This window comes from Halopseudomonas sp. SMJS2 (assembly GCF_029866945.1).
Lineage (GTDB): Bacteria > Pseudomonadota > Gammaproteobacteria > Pseudomonadales > Pseudomonadaceae > Halopseudomonas > Halopseudomonas bauzanensis.
In genome coordinates this window covers 1,196,104-1,210,911 of sequence record NZ_CP123445.1, presented here as the reverse complement: position 1 = coordinate 1,210,911, position 14,808 = coordinate 1,196,104, and the positions used below count along the sequence as shown (strand labels likewise).

Annotated in this window: 13 protein-coding genes and 1 other RNA gene; 6 read left to right on the top strand and 8 right to left on the bottom strand. The window is 62.0% G+C overall.

Translation table 11 applies throughout. The annotated features are described in order from the left end of the window. Positions 1–64: 64 nt before the first annotated feature. Positions 65–1,465, top strand: coding sequence for a class II fumarate hydratase (gene fumC, locus QAO71_RS05790; protein WP_036990509.1), 1,401 nt, complete (start codon positions 65–67; stop codon positions 1,463–1,465). A 124-nt stretch (positions 1,466–1,589) separates the two neighbouring features. Here the strand turns inward: fumC and QAO71_RS05785 are convergent, their stop codons facing one another. Continuing rightward, the gene (locus QAO71_RS05785) at positions 1,590–2,564 is read right to left on the bottom strand and encodes a DMT family transporter (RefSeq protein ID WP_036991117.1); all 975 of its coding nucleotides are present in this window, start codon (positions 2,562–2,564) and stop codon (positions 1,590–1,592) included. Between the two features lie 433 nt (positions 2,565–2,997). Between QAO71_RS05785 and mnmC the strand changes: the two genes are divergently transcribed. Next, positions 2,998–4,980, top strand: coding sequence for a bifunctional tRNA (5-methylaminomethyl-2-thiouridine)(34)-methyltransferase MnmD/FAD-dependent 5-carboxymethylaminomethyl-2-thiouridine(34) oxidoreductase MnmC (gene mnmC / locus QAO71_RS05780; RefSeq protein ID WP_280165480.1), 1,983 nt, complete (start codon positions 2,998–3,000; stop codon positions 4,978–4,980). A gap of 3 nt (positions 4,981–4,983) precedes the next feature. On the opposite strand, the gene QAO71_RS05775 is transcribed toward mnmC, so the two are convergent. Beyond that, positions 4,984–5,739 carry a sulfite exporter TauE/SafE family protein gene (locus QAO71_RS05775; RefSeq protein ID WP_036990510.1) on the bottom strand — a complete coding sequence of 252 codons (756 nt, stop codon included), beginning with the start codon at positions 5,737–5,739 and terminating at the stop codon, positions 4,984–4,986. Positions 5,740–5,816: 77 nt separating this feature from the next. Between QAO71_RS05775 and QAO71_RS05770 the strand changes: the two genes are divergently transcribed. After that, entirely contained in the window at positions 5,817–6,059 is a 243-nt protein-coding gene (locus QAO71_RS05770) for a YheU family protein (protein ID WP_036990511.1), read from the top strand. A 111-nt stretch (positions 6,060–6,170) separates the two neighbouring features. After that, positions 6,171–6,455, top strand: coding sequence for a hypothetical protein (locus QAO71_RS05765; RefSeq protein ID WP_036990512.1), 285 nt, complete (start codon positions 6,171–6,173; stop codon positions 6,453–6,455). A 148-nt stretch (positions 6,456–6,603) separates the two neighbouring features. On the opposite strand, the gene recR is transcribed toward QAO71_RS05765, so the two are convergent. The 5 genes from recR to ffs all read right to left on the bottom strand — a co-directional run bounded on the left by recR (position 6,604) and on the right by ffs (position 11,527). Continuing rightward, on the bottom strand, positions 6,604–7,203 hold the full coding sequence (gene recR, locus QAO71_RS05760) for a recombination mediator RecR (protein ID WP_280165479.1): 600 nt from the start codon (positions 7,201–7,203) through the stop codon (positions 6,604–6,606). Positions 7,204–7,222: 19 nt separating this feature from the next. After that, a complete protein-coding gene (locus tag QAO71_RS05755) occupies positions 7,223–7,549 on the bottom strand; it encodes a YbaB/EbfC family nucleoid-associated protein (protein WP_036990514.1) in 327 nt (108 codons plus the stop codon). A gap of 21 nt (positions 7,550–7,570) precedes the next feature. After that, positions 7,571–9,577: a DNA polymerase III subunit gamma/tau gene (gene dnaX / locus QAO71_RS05750; protein WP_280165478.1), complete on the bottom strand. Its 2,007-nt coding sequence runs from the start codon at positions 9,575–9,577 to the stop codon at positions 7,571–7,573. Positions 9,578–9,828: 251 nt separating this feature from the next. Next, complete coding sequence (locus QAO71_RS05745) at positions 9,829–11,232, bottom strand: alpha/beta fold hydrolase (RefSeq protein WP_280165477.1); 1,404 nt, start codon at positions 11,230–11,232, stop codon at positions 9,829–9,831. Between the two features lie 198 nt (positions 11,233–11,430). Beyond that, positions 11,431–11,527, bottom strand: an RNA gene (gene ffs, locus QAO71_RS05740) — signal recognition particle sRNA small type. 173 nt (positions 11,528–11,700) lie between these two features. Between ffs and QAO71_RS05735 the strand changes: the two genes are divergently transcribed. Then, on the top strand, positions 11,701–11,931 hold the full coding sequence (locus QAO71_RS05735; RefSeq protein WP_136869325.1) for a DUF3820 family protein: 231 nt from the start codon (positions 11,701–11,703) through the stop codon (positions 11,929–11,931). Here the strand turns inward: QAO71_RS05735 and QAO71_RS05730 are convergent. Beyond that, positions 11,918–12,841 carry an AEC family transporter gene (locus QAO71_RS05730; protein ID WP_036990517.1) on the bottom strand — a complete coding sequence of 308 codons (924 nt, stop codon included), beginning with the start codon at positions 12,839–12,841 and terminating at the stop codon, positions 11,918–11,920. The genes QAO71_RS05735 and QAO71_RS05730 overlap by 14 nt on opposite strands. Positions 12,842–13,004: 163 nt before the next feature. Between QAO71_RS05730 and QAO71_RS05725 the strand changes: the two genes are divergently transcribed. Continuing rightward, positions 13,005–14,756 carry a potassium/proton antiporter gene (locus QAO71_RS05725; protein WP_136869324.1) on the top strand — a complete coding sequence of 584 codons (1,752 nt, stop codon included), beginning with the start codon at positions 13,005–13,007 and terminating at the stop codon, positions 14,754–14,756. Positions 14,757–14,808: the final 52 nt, after the last annotated feature.

Below are 14,808 nucleotides of genomic sequence, written 5' to 3'. Positions count from 1 at the left end.
CCGGTGGGTTGAACGGGCGCCTATACTGGCAGGTCACATATCCATCAGCAACGAGGGGGCGCATATGAACACACGTACCGAGACCGACAGCATGGGCGGCATCGAGGTGCCGGCAGACCGCTACTGGGGTGCGCAGACCCAACGCTCACTGCACAACTTCGCCATCGGCGAGGAGCGCATCCCCCTGACGGTGGTGCATGCCCTGGCGCTGATCAAAAAGGCCGCCGCGCGCACCAATCTGCAGTTGGGCAATCTGGATGCGCCGCTGGCGGAGTTGATCAGCCAGGCCGCGGATGAGGTCATTACCGGCCAGCTGGATGAGCATTTCCCCCTCTCCGTCTGGCAGACCGGCAGCGGCACCCAGAGCAACATGAATATCAACGAGGTCCTCGCCAACCGCGCCAACGAGCTGGCTGGCCAGCCCCGTGGCGGCAAAACACCGGTACACCCGAACGATCACGTCAACCGCTCGCAAAGCTCCAATGATACCTTCCCCAGCGCCATGCACGTGGCGGCCGCCACCCAGGTCCGCCAGCAACTGCTGCCCGCGGTACAGGCTCTGCGCGACAGCCTGGATGAACAGGCCCGCCGCCACGCGGACCTGATCAAGATCGGCCGCACCCACCTGATGGACGCCACCCCGGTGACCTTCGGCCAGGAGCTCTCCGCCTTCGTTGTACAGCTGGATATGGGGATCAGGGCCGTGGAGCAAGCATTGCCGGAGGTCTACGCTCTGGCCCAGGGCGGCACGGCGGTGGGCACCGGCCTGAATGCACCACCGCGCTTTGCCGGAATGCTTGCCGCCGAGGTGGCAAGCCTCAGCGGCCTGCCCTTCACCAGCGCCGCCAACAAGTTCGCCGCCCTGAGCGGGCATGAACCGCTGGTACAACTGCACGCTGCCTGCAAGCAACTGGCGGTAACACTGATGAAATTGGCCAATGACCTGCGCCTGCTGGGCAGCGGGCCGCGGGCCGGGCTGGCCGAGGTCAGGTTGCCGGCCAACGAACCGGGCAGCTCGATCATGCCCGGCAAGGTCAACCCGACCCAGTGCGAGGCGCTGTCAATGATTGCCTGCCAGGTCATGGGCAATGACGTGACCCTGGGCATGGCGGCGAGCTACGGCCAGTTGCAGCTGAACGTGTTCAAACCGGTGATCATCCATGCCCTGCTGCAGTCAGTGCGCCTGCTGACCGACGGCTGCGACAGTTTCCGCGAGCACTGTGTGGAAGGCATGCAACCTGACACCGAGCGCATGCGCGAGCATCTGGACAACAGCTTGATGCTGGTCACCGCATTGAATCCGGTCATCGGCTATGACAAGGCCGCCGAAATCGCCAAGAAAGCCTACGCCGAGGGAACATCGTTGCGTCATGCGGCGCTGGCACTGGGCTATCTGGATGAGCAGGCCTTCGACCAGGCAGTGCAGCCGCAGGCGATGCTGGGGGACCGGACGACCAGGGCCTGAAGTCCCCGGCTATGGCAGTGATGGGAGTGGCTTGCCCGCGAATGAACCTGGCAGAAAAGCCTCGCGAAGGCCGCTCCCACATAGAAACCATCGGGGCCCGGTCAGAAACCTGGCCCCACAATCGCTACTCCAGCGGCGGCGTGACTGTCAGTCGCCGCAGCCGACGGTTCTCCAGTTTCTGCAGCAGGCTGGGCGCGAGGGCGATCAGCGCCGAGCCGGACACCACCAGCAGCGCTCCCAGATAGGCGAGGCTGTTCAAGAGTTCGGGCTTGATCACCGCAGGCCACAGCATCGAGCCCAGCGCGACCAGGGCAAAGGTGAACAACGGCGTGGTGGCCACGGTGGCGCTGACCCGGGATGCTTCCCAGTGCACCAACGCCTCAGCGAAGGCGCCATAGGCCACCAGGGTATTCAGGCAGCAGCCGAGCAGCAGCCACAGCTGCAGTTGGTTCAACTGCGTGATCTGGCTCGGCGTGGCGAGGGGTGCCAACAGCACCGCGCAGGCCAGGTAGATCACCATCATGATGGTGACCGACGACCAGATGGTCAGCAACTGCTTCTGGGCCAACCCATACAAGGCCCAGGCGAAAGCTGCGGCCAGGGTGATCAGGATGCCCAGCGTGTAGTCGCTCAGTTGAGTAAACAGCTCCACCAGGCGTTGATTGAAGAACAGCCCGAAGCCAAGCAACAGTACCGCCAGACCCAACAACTGACCGATACCGAAACGCTCCTTGAATACCAGCATGCTGCCCAGCATCAGCATGATCGGGGCGATCTGGATCATCAGTTGCATGGTGCCGGGCGTCAGCCGATCCAGTGCCAACACGTACAACACATAGTTGCAGGCCAGGCCGAGCACCGCGACCAGGAGCAGCCAGCGGTTGCGTGTGGACAACGCGCGGATCGAGGGCAACCGCCGGCGGGCTGCCAGCCATAGCAACAGCACCAGGCCGGATGACAGCATGCGGTACCAGGAAACGGTAAAGGCATCCATGCCGTTGAGCACCTCCTTGAGCATGATCGGCAGCACACCCCAGAGGGTGGTGGTGGTCAATGCCAATAGAAATCCGTACAGCCAGCGACCGGATGCGACGTGCATGATGTTTCTCGGAGAAAAAGGGAAGAGACGGCTATTGTAGAGCCCGGCGCGACCGAATGGATAGCCACGCATCGTCAAAACAGAGACTCAGCGCAATTGGCAGCAATTTGCATGTAGCCAATTCGTCTAACGGCGCGTCTCAGCTGTTCTACCATGAAATACAGATCCGCTATTTCTGGTCAGATCATTGCGGCAGACCGGCCGCATCCATACACTGGTGCTGTCGCCTTATCCGGCGCAGACAGCAGGGCAACCTACGAGGACGCCCGGCACACAAAAATAAAAGGTGTCACTTATGAAACTTGATATTCAGGGTAAATTGCCCAGCGTCGCTCTGGTTTTTCTCGCCACTTGGCTGTTGTTGATTCTACCCAATATGGGGTGATGGCTTTTCACGATACAATCAGCGGCTTCAGTTTGTGCCGGAGCCCTCGTGAAATCACCATCCTTTGCAGATCTGAGCTGGTCCGCTGACGGACAGCCGTTTTCCACCCAGTTCGGCGATGTGTACTTCTCCCGCGACTCGGGACTGGAGGAAACGCGCCATGTGTTCCTGCAACACAACGATCTGCCGCAGCGCTGGGCGACTCTCCAACCTGGCTCCCGCTTCTGCATCGGCGAAACCGGTTTTGGCACCGGCCTGAATTTTCTCTGCGCCTGGCAGCTATGGGACCGGGTCGCTCCCGCCGACGCCCGCCTGCATTTCGTCAGCACCGAAAAGTTTCCGCTGAGCACCGACGACCTCCATCGCGCCCTGGCGTTATGGCCGGAGTTGCAGCCCTGGGCCGAGCAGTTACTCGCCCATTACAGCGACCTCGCACCCGGCTGGCAGCAGTTTTCCTTGGCCGATGGCCGCGTCACCCTGACCCTGTTGGTGGGTGACCTGCTGGACAGTCTGCCGCAGTTGGACGCCTCGGTGGATGCCTGGTTTCTCGATGGCTTCGCGCCGGCGAAGAACCCGGACATGTGGCAGCCGGCTCTCTATGAGCAGATGGCGCGCTTGTCGCATCAGCACACCACGATGGCGACCTTTACCAGTGTCGGCGATGTGCGCCGCGGATTGCAGGCGGTCGGTTTTGCCATGCGCAAGGTCAAGGGTTATGGCCGCAAGCGCGAGATGCTGGCCGGGGTGCTGCAACAGCCGTCAGGGCAGCAATGGAGCGCGCCCTGGTATCAACGCCCGGCGCCACTGGCCGACCGGGCACGCACAGCACTGGTGATCGGTGCCGGACTGGCCGGTTGCAGTACCGCCTTCGCCCTCGCCCGCCGCGGCTGGCAGGTCACCGTAATCGAGCGCCACGCCACTCCCGCAGCGGAAGCCTCCGGCAACCCGCAGGGCATCCTCTACACCAAGCTGTCACCGCACCAGACCCCGCTGTCGCGCTTCGTGCAGACCAGCTATGCCTACAGCTTGCGCCTGCTGAATGAGGTGCTGGAACCGGGGGAAGACAGCTGGTCGGCCTGCGGTGTGCTGCAGCTGAGTACCGATGACAAGGAGGCTGCGCGCCATCGCCAGCTGGGTGAACAGGGCTACCCGCCGAGTTTTCTGCACAGCGTTGATGCGGAACAGGCCAGCGCCCTCGCCGGCTTCGGCGTTCAGCGCGACGGACTGTTCTTTCCGGGCGCCGGCTGGGCCAGCCCGCCGATTTTCTGTCAAGCGCTGTTGCGGCACGCCAATATCCGCTTGCTGACCGGCAGCGCAGTGGCACAGTTGGAACAAGGTGATGGGCAATGGCAGGCATTGGACGCCGACGGCCAGTGTATTGCCAGCGGCAGCATCGCGGTCATCTGCAGCGCCGCCGACAGTCGCCGTTTCCAGCAGAGCAGCCATCTGCCGCTCAAGTCCATTCGCGGGCAGATCACCCATTTACCGGCTACCGACGCGAGTCTAGGATTGAAAACGGTGCTGTGCGCCGAGGGCTATATTTCCCCCGCGCGCCAGGGCGAGCATCACCTGGGCGCCAGCTTCCGCTTCGATCGGCTGGATACCGAGCCCAGCCCCGAGGAGAACCTGTCGAACCTGGAGATCCTGACCAGCCTGTCGCCAGCCCTCAGCACCGCCCTGCAGCCGGAGCAGTACGATCCGGCGCAGCTGATCGCTCGCGCTGCGCTGCGCTGCACCTCACCGGACTACCTGCCGCTGATCGGCCCGCTGACCGATGCCGATGCCTTTCGTGCGGATTACGCCGCGCTGGCCAAGGATGCATCGCGCCAGCCACAGACGCCGGCCAGTTGGTACCCCGGCCTGTATCTGAATACCGCCCATGGCTCCCGCGGTCTGGTTACCTGCCCGCTGAGTGGCGAGCTGATCGCCGCCTGGGTCGAGGGGGAGCCGCTGCCTTTGCCCCGCGACCTGGCCGAGGCCGTGCATCCAAGCCGCTTTCTGTTGCGTCAATTGATCCGCGGCCAGGCCTGAAGCTCAGAACAGCAGCATGCGGATGCCATCCCAGAGCAACTTGCAACCGGTAAAGAACAGGAAGAGGTAGCACAATCGGTAGATCAGCTCCTGGTTGCTGCGCTGCAGCAGCCAGAAGCCCATGCGGATGCCGATCGGCGCCAGCGGCAGCAGCACCAGAGCAGTCAGCAGCTTGCTGGTGTCGAATTGTCCGAGCTGGATATAGGCCGGTACCTTGGCCAGATTCACCACGGCAAAGAATACCGCGATGGTGCCCATCAGCACGGTCTTGTCGAGTTTCTGTGGTAACAGGTAGATATTGATCGGCGGCCCGCCGGCGTGGATGCCGAAACTGGTGAAGCCGGCGACCGCGCCCCAGAACCCGCCCCGCCAGTTGCTTACCCCACGTACCGGCGGCTCGCCCTTGCGCAACCAGATGTTCAGGGTAAACACCACGGCGATGATACCGACCATCAGTCGAATATGGGCGTCACTCATCCAGCGAAAACTCAACCAGGCCAACAGCGTACCGACCAGCGCCGCCGGAATGATGATCTTCAGATTGGGGATGCTCCAGCGACCGCGGAAGGTGCGTAGTGCCACCAGATCCATGGTACAGAGGATCGGCAACAGGATGGCGGCGGCCTCCTGCGGCGGCATGACCAGGGACATCAGCGGGACGGAGAGAATAGCGATGTTGCCGCCAAAGCCACCCTTGGCGATGCCGTACAACAACACGGCGGGGATGGCGGCCAGATAGAACAGCGGATCGGTAATCATTGGAACCAGTCATATCAACAAAGGCGCTCAGTGTATCATTGACGCAACACGGCACAGTCATCCAGGAAGTAGACCTTATGCTGATACCCCACACCCTGCTCGACCCCGACGTATTCCAGCGCATGCTGGAGGACTTCGTCACCCGCGATGGCACCGATAACGGCTATGACGACACCCTGAGCCAGCGCGTGGAGCGTTTGCGCCGGCTGATCGAACGTGGCGAAGTGCTGATCGTATTCCATCCTGACACCGGCGATACCAGCCTGAGCCACCGCCGGGATGTTCCCGCCGAATTGCTGCGGGATGCCGCCGAGGATTGAGAACCACCCTGCTTCAGGGTGACGCAGGGCCACCATGGCGCTTGGAGGATGCCAAGCGAAGGACTAAGATAGAGGTCTTTACACCCCCATGCGGGTTTGACGAGGTAAACGATGAAATTGCGCTCCCCCCTGATTATTGCTGCCCTGCTGGGTTTTGCTGCCACCGCATCGGCCCAGACCGTTGTGTGCACCCCGGAAGCAGCCCTGAAGAAAGCTGAAGAAACCGCGGTCACCATCAACCGCATCGCTGCCGGCAAGCCGGACAAGGCGGAGCGTATGCATGAACAACTCAAGGCCCTCCAGGAGCGCGACCCCACCCAGAGCCACCATGGCGCCTGTGAAGCCTATGACCGCATCATCAAGGAACTGGAGCAGCAAGACGCCAGCGGCAACTGAGTAGTCATGAGGGCTGGCTATGTTGCAGACACCTCAGCCCGCCGCACGACCTGTTCGGAGTTAGGTCTGTCTTGTGGGAGCGGGCTTGCCCGCGAACAGGCCTGACAGAACTCCTCGCGGCCAAGGCCGCTCCCACAAGAAATCGGAATCAGCCAATCGCCGTTCGCCCAGCCAACGCATGGGCCAGCGTCCCGCCATCGATGAATTCCAGCTCACCTCCCAGTGGCACCCCGTGGGCAATGCGCGATACCTTGATCCCCTGCGGTTTGAGCAGCCCGGCGATATAATGCGCCGTCGCCTCACCTTCCACCGTCGGGTTGGTCGCCAGAATCACCTCGGTCACCGCACTGCCTTCGACGCGCTCCAGCAACGCCGGTATACCAATCTCTTCCGGCCCCAGGCCATCAATCGGTGACAGGTGGCCCTTGAGCACGAAATAGCGCCCTCGAAAGCTGCCCGCCATTTCCACTGCCCACACATCCGCCGGGCTCTGCAACACACACAGCAACCCATCATCCCGGCGCGGGTCATCACACATATCACATATTTCGGTCTCGCTCAGCGTCCGACAACGGCGGCAGTAACCCACGCCTTCCATCGCCGACTCCAGCGCATGGGCCAGGTGCCGCCCCGCTTCACGATCGCGCTCCAGCAGGTTCAGCGCCATGCGCTGCGCGGTTTTCGGCCCAACGCCGGGCAGCCCGCGCAATGCATCGATCAATTGGCGAATCAGGGGACTGAAACTCATACCGATATGGCTCTCTCGTTCAGAAGGGCATCTTGAAGCCGTCAGGCAGATTCATGCCCGCGGTCAGGCCGGCCATTTTCTCCTGGTTCTGCTGTTCCAGCTTGCGCACCGCATCATTGAATGCCGCGGCAATCAGATCTTCGAGCACTTCCTTGTCTTCGGTCATCAGGCTGTCATCAATATTGACGCGGCGCACGTCGTGCCGCCCGGTCATGACGACGGAAACCAGCCCGGCACCGGATTGCCCGGTCACCTCGGCGTTGGCCAGCTCTTCCTGCATCTTCTGCATTTTTTCCTGCATCTGCTGGGCCTGCTTCATCAGGCCTGACATGCCACCTTTCATCATGGTCGTTTCCTCATAAGGGGTTCAAGCATCGAGCGGGCGGATACTGTCATCACAGATCTGCGCCGCAAAATCGTTGATCAGCGCCTGCACCAGCGGGTCGCTCTGTATGTTCGCCTCGGCTTCCTTCTGCCGGGCCACCCGCCGCCGGGCTGCCGCTACCGCAGGGGTTTCCTGCGTGGGCGCCTGGACCGTAACGGTCAAAGTTACTGGTTGGCCTTGCTGCTCGGTAATGGCCTTTTCCAGACGCTGGCGATGATTTTCGTTGTACAGCGCGCTGTGACCTGGGTCCAGATGCAACTGCCAGACGGCGCCCTCGACAGCGACCAGTTGGCAATGGGCGGCAATGCTCTGGGTTAGGCCAGCCACACCCAGGCGCGGATACAGCTCCAGCCATTGGGCGGCAAGGCCGGTGGCCGGAGGCAGATCGCTGACATCCTCTTCGGCGGCCTCGACCGGAGCGCTGTCCGCCGCCGGCTCCCAGTCGCTCAGATAATCGCTGACATCCAGTTCATCATCACTGTCGGGGCTGAAACTGTCATCGGGCGGTGCATCCTGCAACCACTCGGGGGGAGCGTCCGCTGCTGGCGGGTTCGGCTCGCTTGGCGTTGTCGGCTCCTCGACCACCGGTGCAGGTGCCGCCACGGGGCTGGCAGCGGACTGCGGCGCGGGAGTGGCCGGAGCTGACGGCTCGACAGTCGGTTCGACCGTTGGCTCCACAACCGGCGTGATCGGTGAAGCGGGTTTCGGCGGTGCCTGCACGGCAGCCGGCGTCGTAACCGGCGCGGCCTGCGTGGTCGGCCTGGCGATTACGGAATCAGCTGCGGCCTGGCTGATCCCCGGGGGCTTTCCCGGGTCGCCAGCCGCAGCCGGTACGGGACTCGGCTGCGTCGTTGGCGGCGTTTGCACGAGCCCGGCTGGTGCCGCGTTGCCGGTGTGTTGTAGCGTGCCGGGGCGAAACGCCAACATACGCAGCAGCGCCATCTCGAAACCGCCACGCGGGTCCGGTGCCAGTGGCAGGTCACGGCGACCGTGCAGGGCCAGTTGATAGAACAGCTGTACATCCTCGGCACTGACCTGCCCGGCCAGCTCCAGAACCCGCGCCTGGTCACCCAGGCTGTTATCCGCCGCCTCCGGCAATACCTGGGCGATGGCCACTCGCTGCAGGGTGGATATCAGCTCGGCCAGCACGCCCGCAAAATCAGCGCCCTGCTCGGCCAGCTCGGCAACAGCGGCGAGGAGCGCGCGCGCATCCCCGGTGGCCAGTGCCTGCAGAAGGCCGAATACCTGACCGTGATCGATGGTGCCGAGCATGCTGCGCACCTCGGCGGCCTGCAGCTGGCCATTCCCGAAGGCGATGGCCTGATCGGTGAGGCTCAGGCCGTCGCGCATGGAGCCATCGGCGGCGCGGCCGAGCAGCCACAGCGACTCATCATCGAAGGGTACCTGCTCTTCGGCCAGCACATGGCGCAGGTGCTCGACCACCTTTTCCGGCAACATGTTCTTCAACGAGAACTGCAGGCAGCGGGACAGGATGGTGACCGGCAGTTTCTGCGGATCGGTGGTCGCCAACAGGAATTTGACGTGAGCCGGCGGCTCTTCCAGAGTCTTCAACAAGGCGTTGAAGCTGTGGCTGGAGAGCATGTGCACTTCGTCGATGAGATAGACCTTGAAGCGCCCGCGCGTGGGTGCGTACTGCACATTGTCCAACAGCTCGCGGGTGTCCTCGACCTTGGTTCGGCTGGCCGCGTCGACTTCGATCAGATCGACGAAACGCCCTTCGTCGATTTCCCGACAGGCCGAACAGACGCCGCAGGGCTCCGAACTGACACCCGCCTCGCAGTTCAGACACTTGGCCAGAATGCGCGCGATGGTGGTCTTGCCGACCCCGCGGGTGCCGGTGAATAGATAGGCATGGTGCAGGCGATTGTGATCCAGCGCATTGATCAGCGCCTGCAGCACGTGGGTCTGGCCGACCATCTCACGGAACAGGCGCGGACGCCATTTGCGGGCTAATACCTGGTAACTCATCGAGGGGCTGCTATCCGGTGTCATTGGCAAGCAGCTACTGTACCTTAAAGCGCCTAATCAATGCGAGATTCGCGCCTGTCGGCTCGCCCTGTGGGAGGGGCTGATCGGGAACCGATACTGGTGATGGAAAAGCGGGCTTGCCCGCGAAGCTGATCTGCCAATTGCTTCGCGGCCAAGCCCGCTCCCACAAAGAGGGGTCAACGTGACTCGGTCAACGTGACCCGGACGAGTTCCTTTCGGCCTCGGGCGCTTCAGTCTTGAACGTAGTCGTTGAAAGTCAACGAGATACGATGTTGCGACGAAGGCAGGTTCGGTACGTTCAGCGTTTGCTTGTTGTCGGTGTCACCGCGCGGGGTGCTGACCACGGAGATAACCCCATCCGCCGGTGTGCTGGCAGGCATGTACACATCCACGCCCCACTGGAACGGCTGCTCCGGGAAATACGGTAGCGGATCGCCAGTCGTCACCGCTGGAGTGGCTTCATCGTCATGTACGTGAATGCCGATATTCCTGCTACCGATGGCCGGGTCAATGATATTCACTGCCGGCTGATCGCCCCACAGCAGGCTGGTGGTGGAAATCTCCAGCAGATCGTTATCGGTGCCGCGGTCGCCCCACCATTCCATGTCCCGGGAGATCACCAGGGAGGCGTGATCATCACTGGCGTTGGTATTTTCCTCGATCACGGAGCCGGCCTGCGAGGTGTTCAAGCGCACCAGCGCGCTGTTGCGGATCAGCGGCTGACGATAGAAGTGATGCTCGGAACGACCCGGTCGCAACAGCTGGAATTCGTAGTAGGCGGTCGGATCGAGCGTCACCGGACCCCAGTTGCCGTTGGCCGTGATGCTGAAGGTATCCAATGGCGCCGCTTCGAGACGCTCACCGGTATCGGGGTCTATTTCCCAAACCTGCAGCGTGGTCCCGGCGGCACCGGTATTGGCTGGGAAATAAACCGCGCGACCGGCAATTTCCACCTCATCCCGCTGCGGCAGAATCTCGGTGCGCACCGGCTCGACACCTGTGAAGAATTCGAACTGGGCGGCGAAAGAGGCTTCCGAGGTGGCCGCCTGGACATGAGTCTCATCAGGCACGTAGGCGTTCACTTCACCGAGCCGCCGGGTTTCATCGACAAACAGCCCCATGCAGTTGGAGTCGCCCGGGCAACTCTCGCCTGTCGCGCCGTCGATGGCAACATAGCCAGCCACCTTGGCTTCCCGGTCCGGATTGGCCACGTAGTAGCCGCAAACCGCCGTACCCAGGGAGTGGCAAGCCAGATAGACCTGATCCGCCCCGAACTCCGCCAGCACGTTATCGACGAACCCGTCCAGGTCTTCACTCAGGCCGCCGGTAAGGGCCCTGTTGATCTCTACCGCCCCTGCCGTGCTGTATTCGTAGGCCACCACATGGTCTTCGGGGTAGCCGTTGCTGGCAAAGCGCATCGCCTGGGTCTGGTACTGGGAGGCCGAGCCAGCGGTGCCGTGTACGAAGATGACCGGCAGGATCCGATCCTCATCGATATCCGGCATATCCGGGGAGCCAGGCCAGGAAACCCGATCCGAGCCGGAGCCGCCGAGACAACCGGTCAACACACCACAGAGAAGCAGAAAAAACACGCCGAGCGCGGGCACGCGGGCCCTGGGAAATGCCATATCCATGTTCGATTACCCTTATTGTTGTTATCAGTCAGACACGATGAGACATTAGTAGATATCAGCTCGCTTCGCCACTGCAAGAGCTAACGTATCGGCAAAGGACAGGCAGACGAATAGACCGGAAGTCGGCAAGACAAGGGCGTATGAGACGCGGAATAAGAATGGGGGGGATAACGGAAACGAGAAGGCTATGGGTGGCAACCCTGCCAGCCGCACCCCGGCACACGATATAACCGCTGCGGCTGCTCCCTTCCGGGCCTGACCGGGTTCACGGCGAATCATTGCGAGGGGACCGACAGGGTCACCATAGCGTGCCCTGCAGATGAGGGCCGCGCTATTGTAACGACTTGCGCGCAAGTTACAACCCACAATCGTGTCTGGGATGCGGAGCCAAGACGCGAATGCGCCATACCTGACGGCGTGCGCTCCTCGCGTATAATGAGGGCCGATTCGACTGCCGGAGACCCGACCATGCAACCTGAAGACCTGCAACTGCTGGTCACCCGTGAAATGCCCTTCGGCAAGTATCAGGGCCGCCTGATCGCCGACCTGCCCGGCCATTACCTCAACTGGTTCGCCCGTGAAGGCTTCCCCAAGGGGGAAATCGGCCGCCTGCTGGAACTGATGCAGGAAATCGATCACAACGGTCTGTCCGCCCTGCTCGACCCACTGCGCAATCGGCCGCCAGTCAGGCGCCCATGAACAGGGCGATCATCAACGGGATGGAGAACAATGCCACCACGGTACTCAACAGTGCGGTCCCGGCTACCTGGCTGGGCGCCAGATCCAGCAGCGTGGCGATGACCACGGTGTTGGCGGCAATCGGTGTGATGGAAACCAGAAACAGCGCCTGATACACCGCAGTGCTGTAGATCTGCGGCCCATGGCTGTCCAGCCACCAGAACAGCAGCGCCACCGCCGGCCAGACCACGAATTTGCCGAAGAACGCCAGCGCAGTAAAACGCAGGTTGCCCGCCAGCCCGCGAAAACTGAGGATGCTCATACCGATTATCATCATCCCGAACACGCTGTAAGCGCCACGCAGGTTATCGAACAGCGGCTCGGCGATCACCGGAATACCAATGCCTGTGAGATTGAGCGCGACCGCAAGAAAGAAGGCGTACAGCGATGGCAGGCGCGCGACCTTGATCAGGCAGTCGCGCACCTGGTAACGGCCCCGCGCTGCGAGATAGAAACCCACCGAATTCTCATACAGGGTGGTACCGAGCATGCAGAGAATATAGATGCTCAGGCCTTGCTCGCCGAACAGCAGCAAAGCCACTGGCACCCCAAGATAGCCGGTATTGCCGGTGCCCACGGCCAGCGGAATGACACTGGCGCTGGCGTCTCCCACCCAGCGTCGGGCTATCAGCAGATGTCCGTAACCGATCAGCGTACACAGCCCCAGGGTAAGAAAGGGCAGCAGAATCACCTCCGGCGACAGCGGCGCGTTCATTACGCCGGAGAAAACCACCGAGGGTGTGATGATATACATCATGATGCCGGCAATATGACTACCGCTGGCCTGCAGGAAACGCCCGGCAACCCACCCCAGCGCAACCGTCACGTAGAGTGGCAACAGTTTGTACAGCAAGGCCAGTGCCGCCGTCATGGTATTCCCCACCGAACTGAATCCGGTCAGTCTAACGATCCGCTCCGGTCATCACCACCGATGCAATGATTCTTTCTGAAAAATCAGCTACATCCGTCTGCCTGGCGTTGGGGATGGTAAGATCCGGGTTCCATTTCTTTCGCGTTCGCAGGATTGTCCCCGAATGGAAGTCATGAATACCCTGTTTGTAATCTGTGCCGGCCTGCTATGCGTCAGCATTCTGGCAAGTTCAATGTCCTCCCGATTGGGCATTCCCCTGTTGCTGGTATTTCTGATCGTCGGCATGCTCGCCGGCGAAGATGGTCCGGGCGGCATTGTGTTCGACAGTATAGGTACGGTGTATGTCATCGGCAGCCTGGCCCTGGCGATCATCCTGCTGGATGGCGGCATGCGCACACGGGCGGAGAACTTTAAGGTCGCCCTTTGGCCATCCCTGTCACTGGCCAGCTTCGGCGTACTGATCAGCGCTCTGGTCACCGGTCTGGCCACCGCCTGGTTGCTGGACCTGCACTGGCTGCAGGGCTTGCTGCTGGGCTCGATCGTCGGCTCGACCGATGCGGCCGCGGTATTCTCGTTGCTGCAGGGCAAAGGGCTGAACCTCAAGCGCCGGGTCAGCGCCACCCTGGAAATCGAGTCTGCATCGAACGACCCCATGGCGATCTTCCTGACCATCACCATCGTGGAGATGCTGGCCAACGGGCAGACGTCCTTCAGTTGGTCGTTTCTGGCCATGTTGTTGCAGCAATTCGGCATCGGCGGGGTCTGCGGGCTGGCGGGCGGCTTCTTCCTGACCTGGCTGGTCAACCGGGTGAGCCTGGATACCGGCTTGTATCCCCTGCTCATCACCAGTGGTGCCATTCTGACCTTCGCGGTCACCAATGTACTCGGCGGCAGCGGCTTCCTGGCGATCTTCATCACCGGCCTGGTACTGGGCAACAGCCGCCTGCGCAGTCTGCAGAACATCCTGCACATGCAGGACGGCATGGCCTGGCTCAGCCAGATCGGCCTGTTCCTCATGCTCGGCTTGCTGGTCACGCCCTCGGAGATGCTCGACATCGCCTTGCCAGCACTGGCCGTTGCCGTCTTTCTCATCCTGGTCGCACGCCCAATTGCTGTGCTGATCTGTCTGGCCCCTTTCGTGTTCTCCTGGCGCGAGCGCCTGTTCATCAGCTGGGTTGGCCTGCGCGGCGCGGTGCCGGTGATGCTGGCGATCTTCCCGCTGGTAGCCGGGCTGGAACAGGCCCAATTGCTGTTTAACCTGGCCTTCGTTGTGGTCTTGGTTTCCCTGCTGCTGCAAGGGGCGAGCCTGCCGATTGCGGCAAGGCTGTGCCGGGTCGAGATCCCGCCCATTCCGGAGCCGCTGCACCGTACCAGCCTGGATGTGGTGGTCGAGAGCGACTACGAGCTGATGGTCTATCAACTGAGCGATGCCAACTGGTGCGTTGGTGTGGCCCTGCGCGATTTGAACATGCCCAAGGACACCCGCATCGCCGCGCTGTTTCGCGGCCGCAAATTGCTGCACCCCTCCGGCAGCACCCGCCTGGAGCTGAATGATGTGTTATGCGTCATCGGCCACGCCCGGGACCTGCCGGCGCTGTCGAAAATCTTCAGTACTACCAGCGTTCCGCGTCACCTCAACAGCCGCCAGTTCTTTGGCAATTTCGTGCTTGAAGGCTCGGCACTGTTGGACGAGGTCGGCACCTTCTATGGCTTCGAGGTACCTGCAGAGTTGTCGGGACTGACCCTGGCGCAGTTCTGTACCCGGCAGCTGGGCGGCCGGCCGGTCGTGGGTGACCAGACCGAGTGGCAAGGGATGTGCTGGGTCGTCGCTGAGGTCGTTGATGATGAGATCCGCAAGGTCGGTCTGAAATGGGGAAATGAAAAGGATGATCAGCCCCCGGAGCCGACGGCTTGACCCTCACATGATGTAAAGGTTGATGATGGCTGCCATCAGAGGAGAATCAACC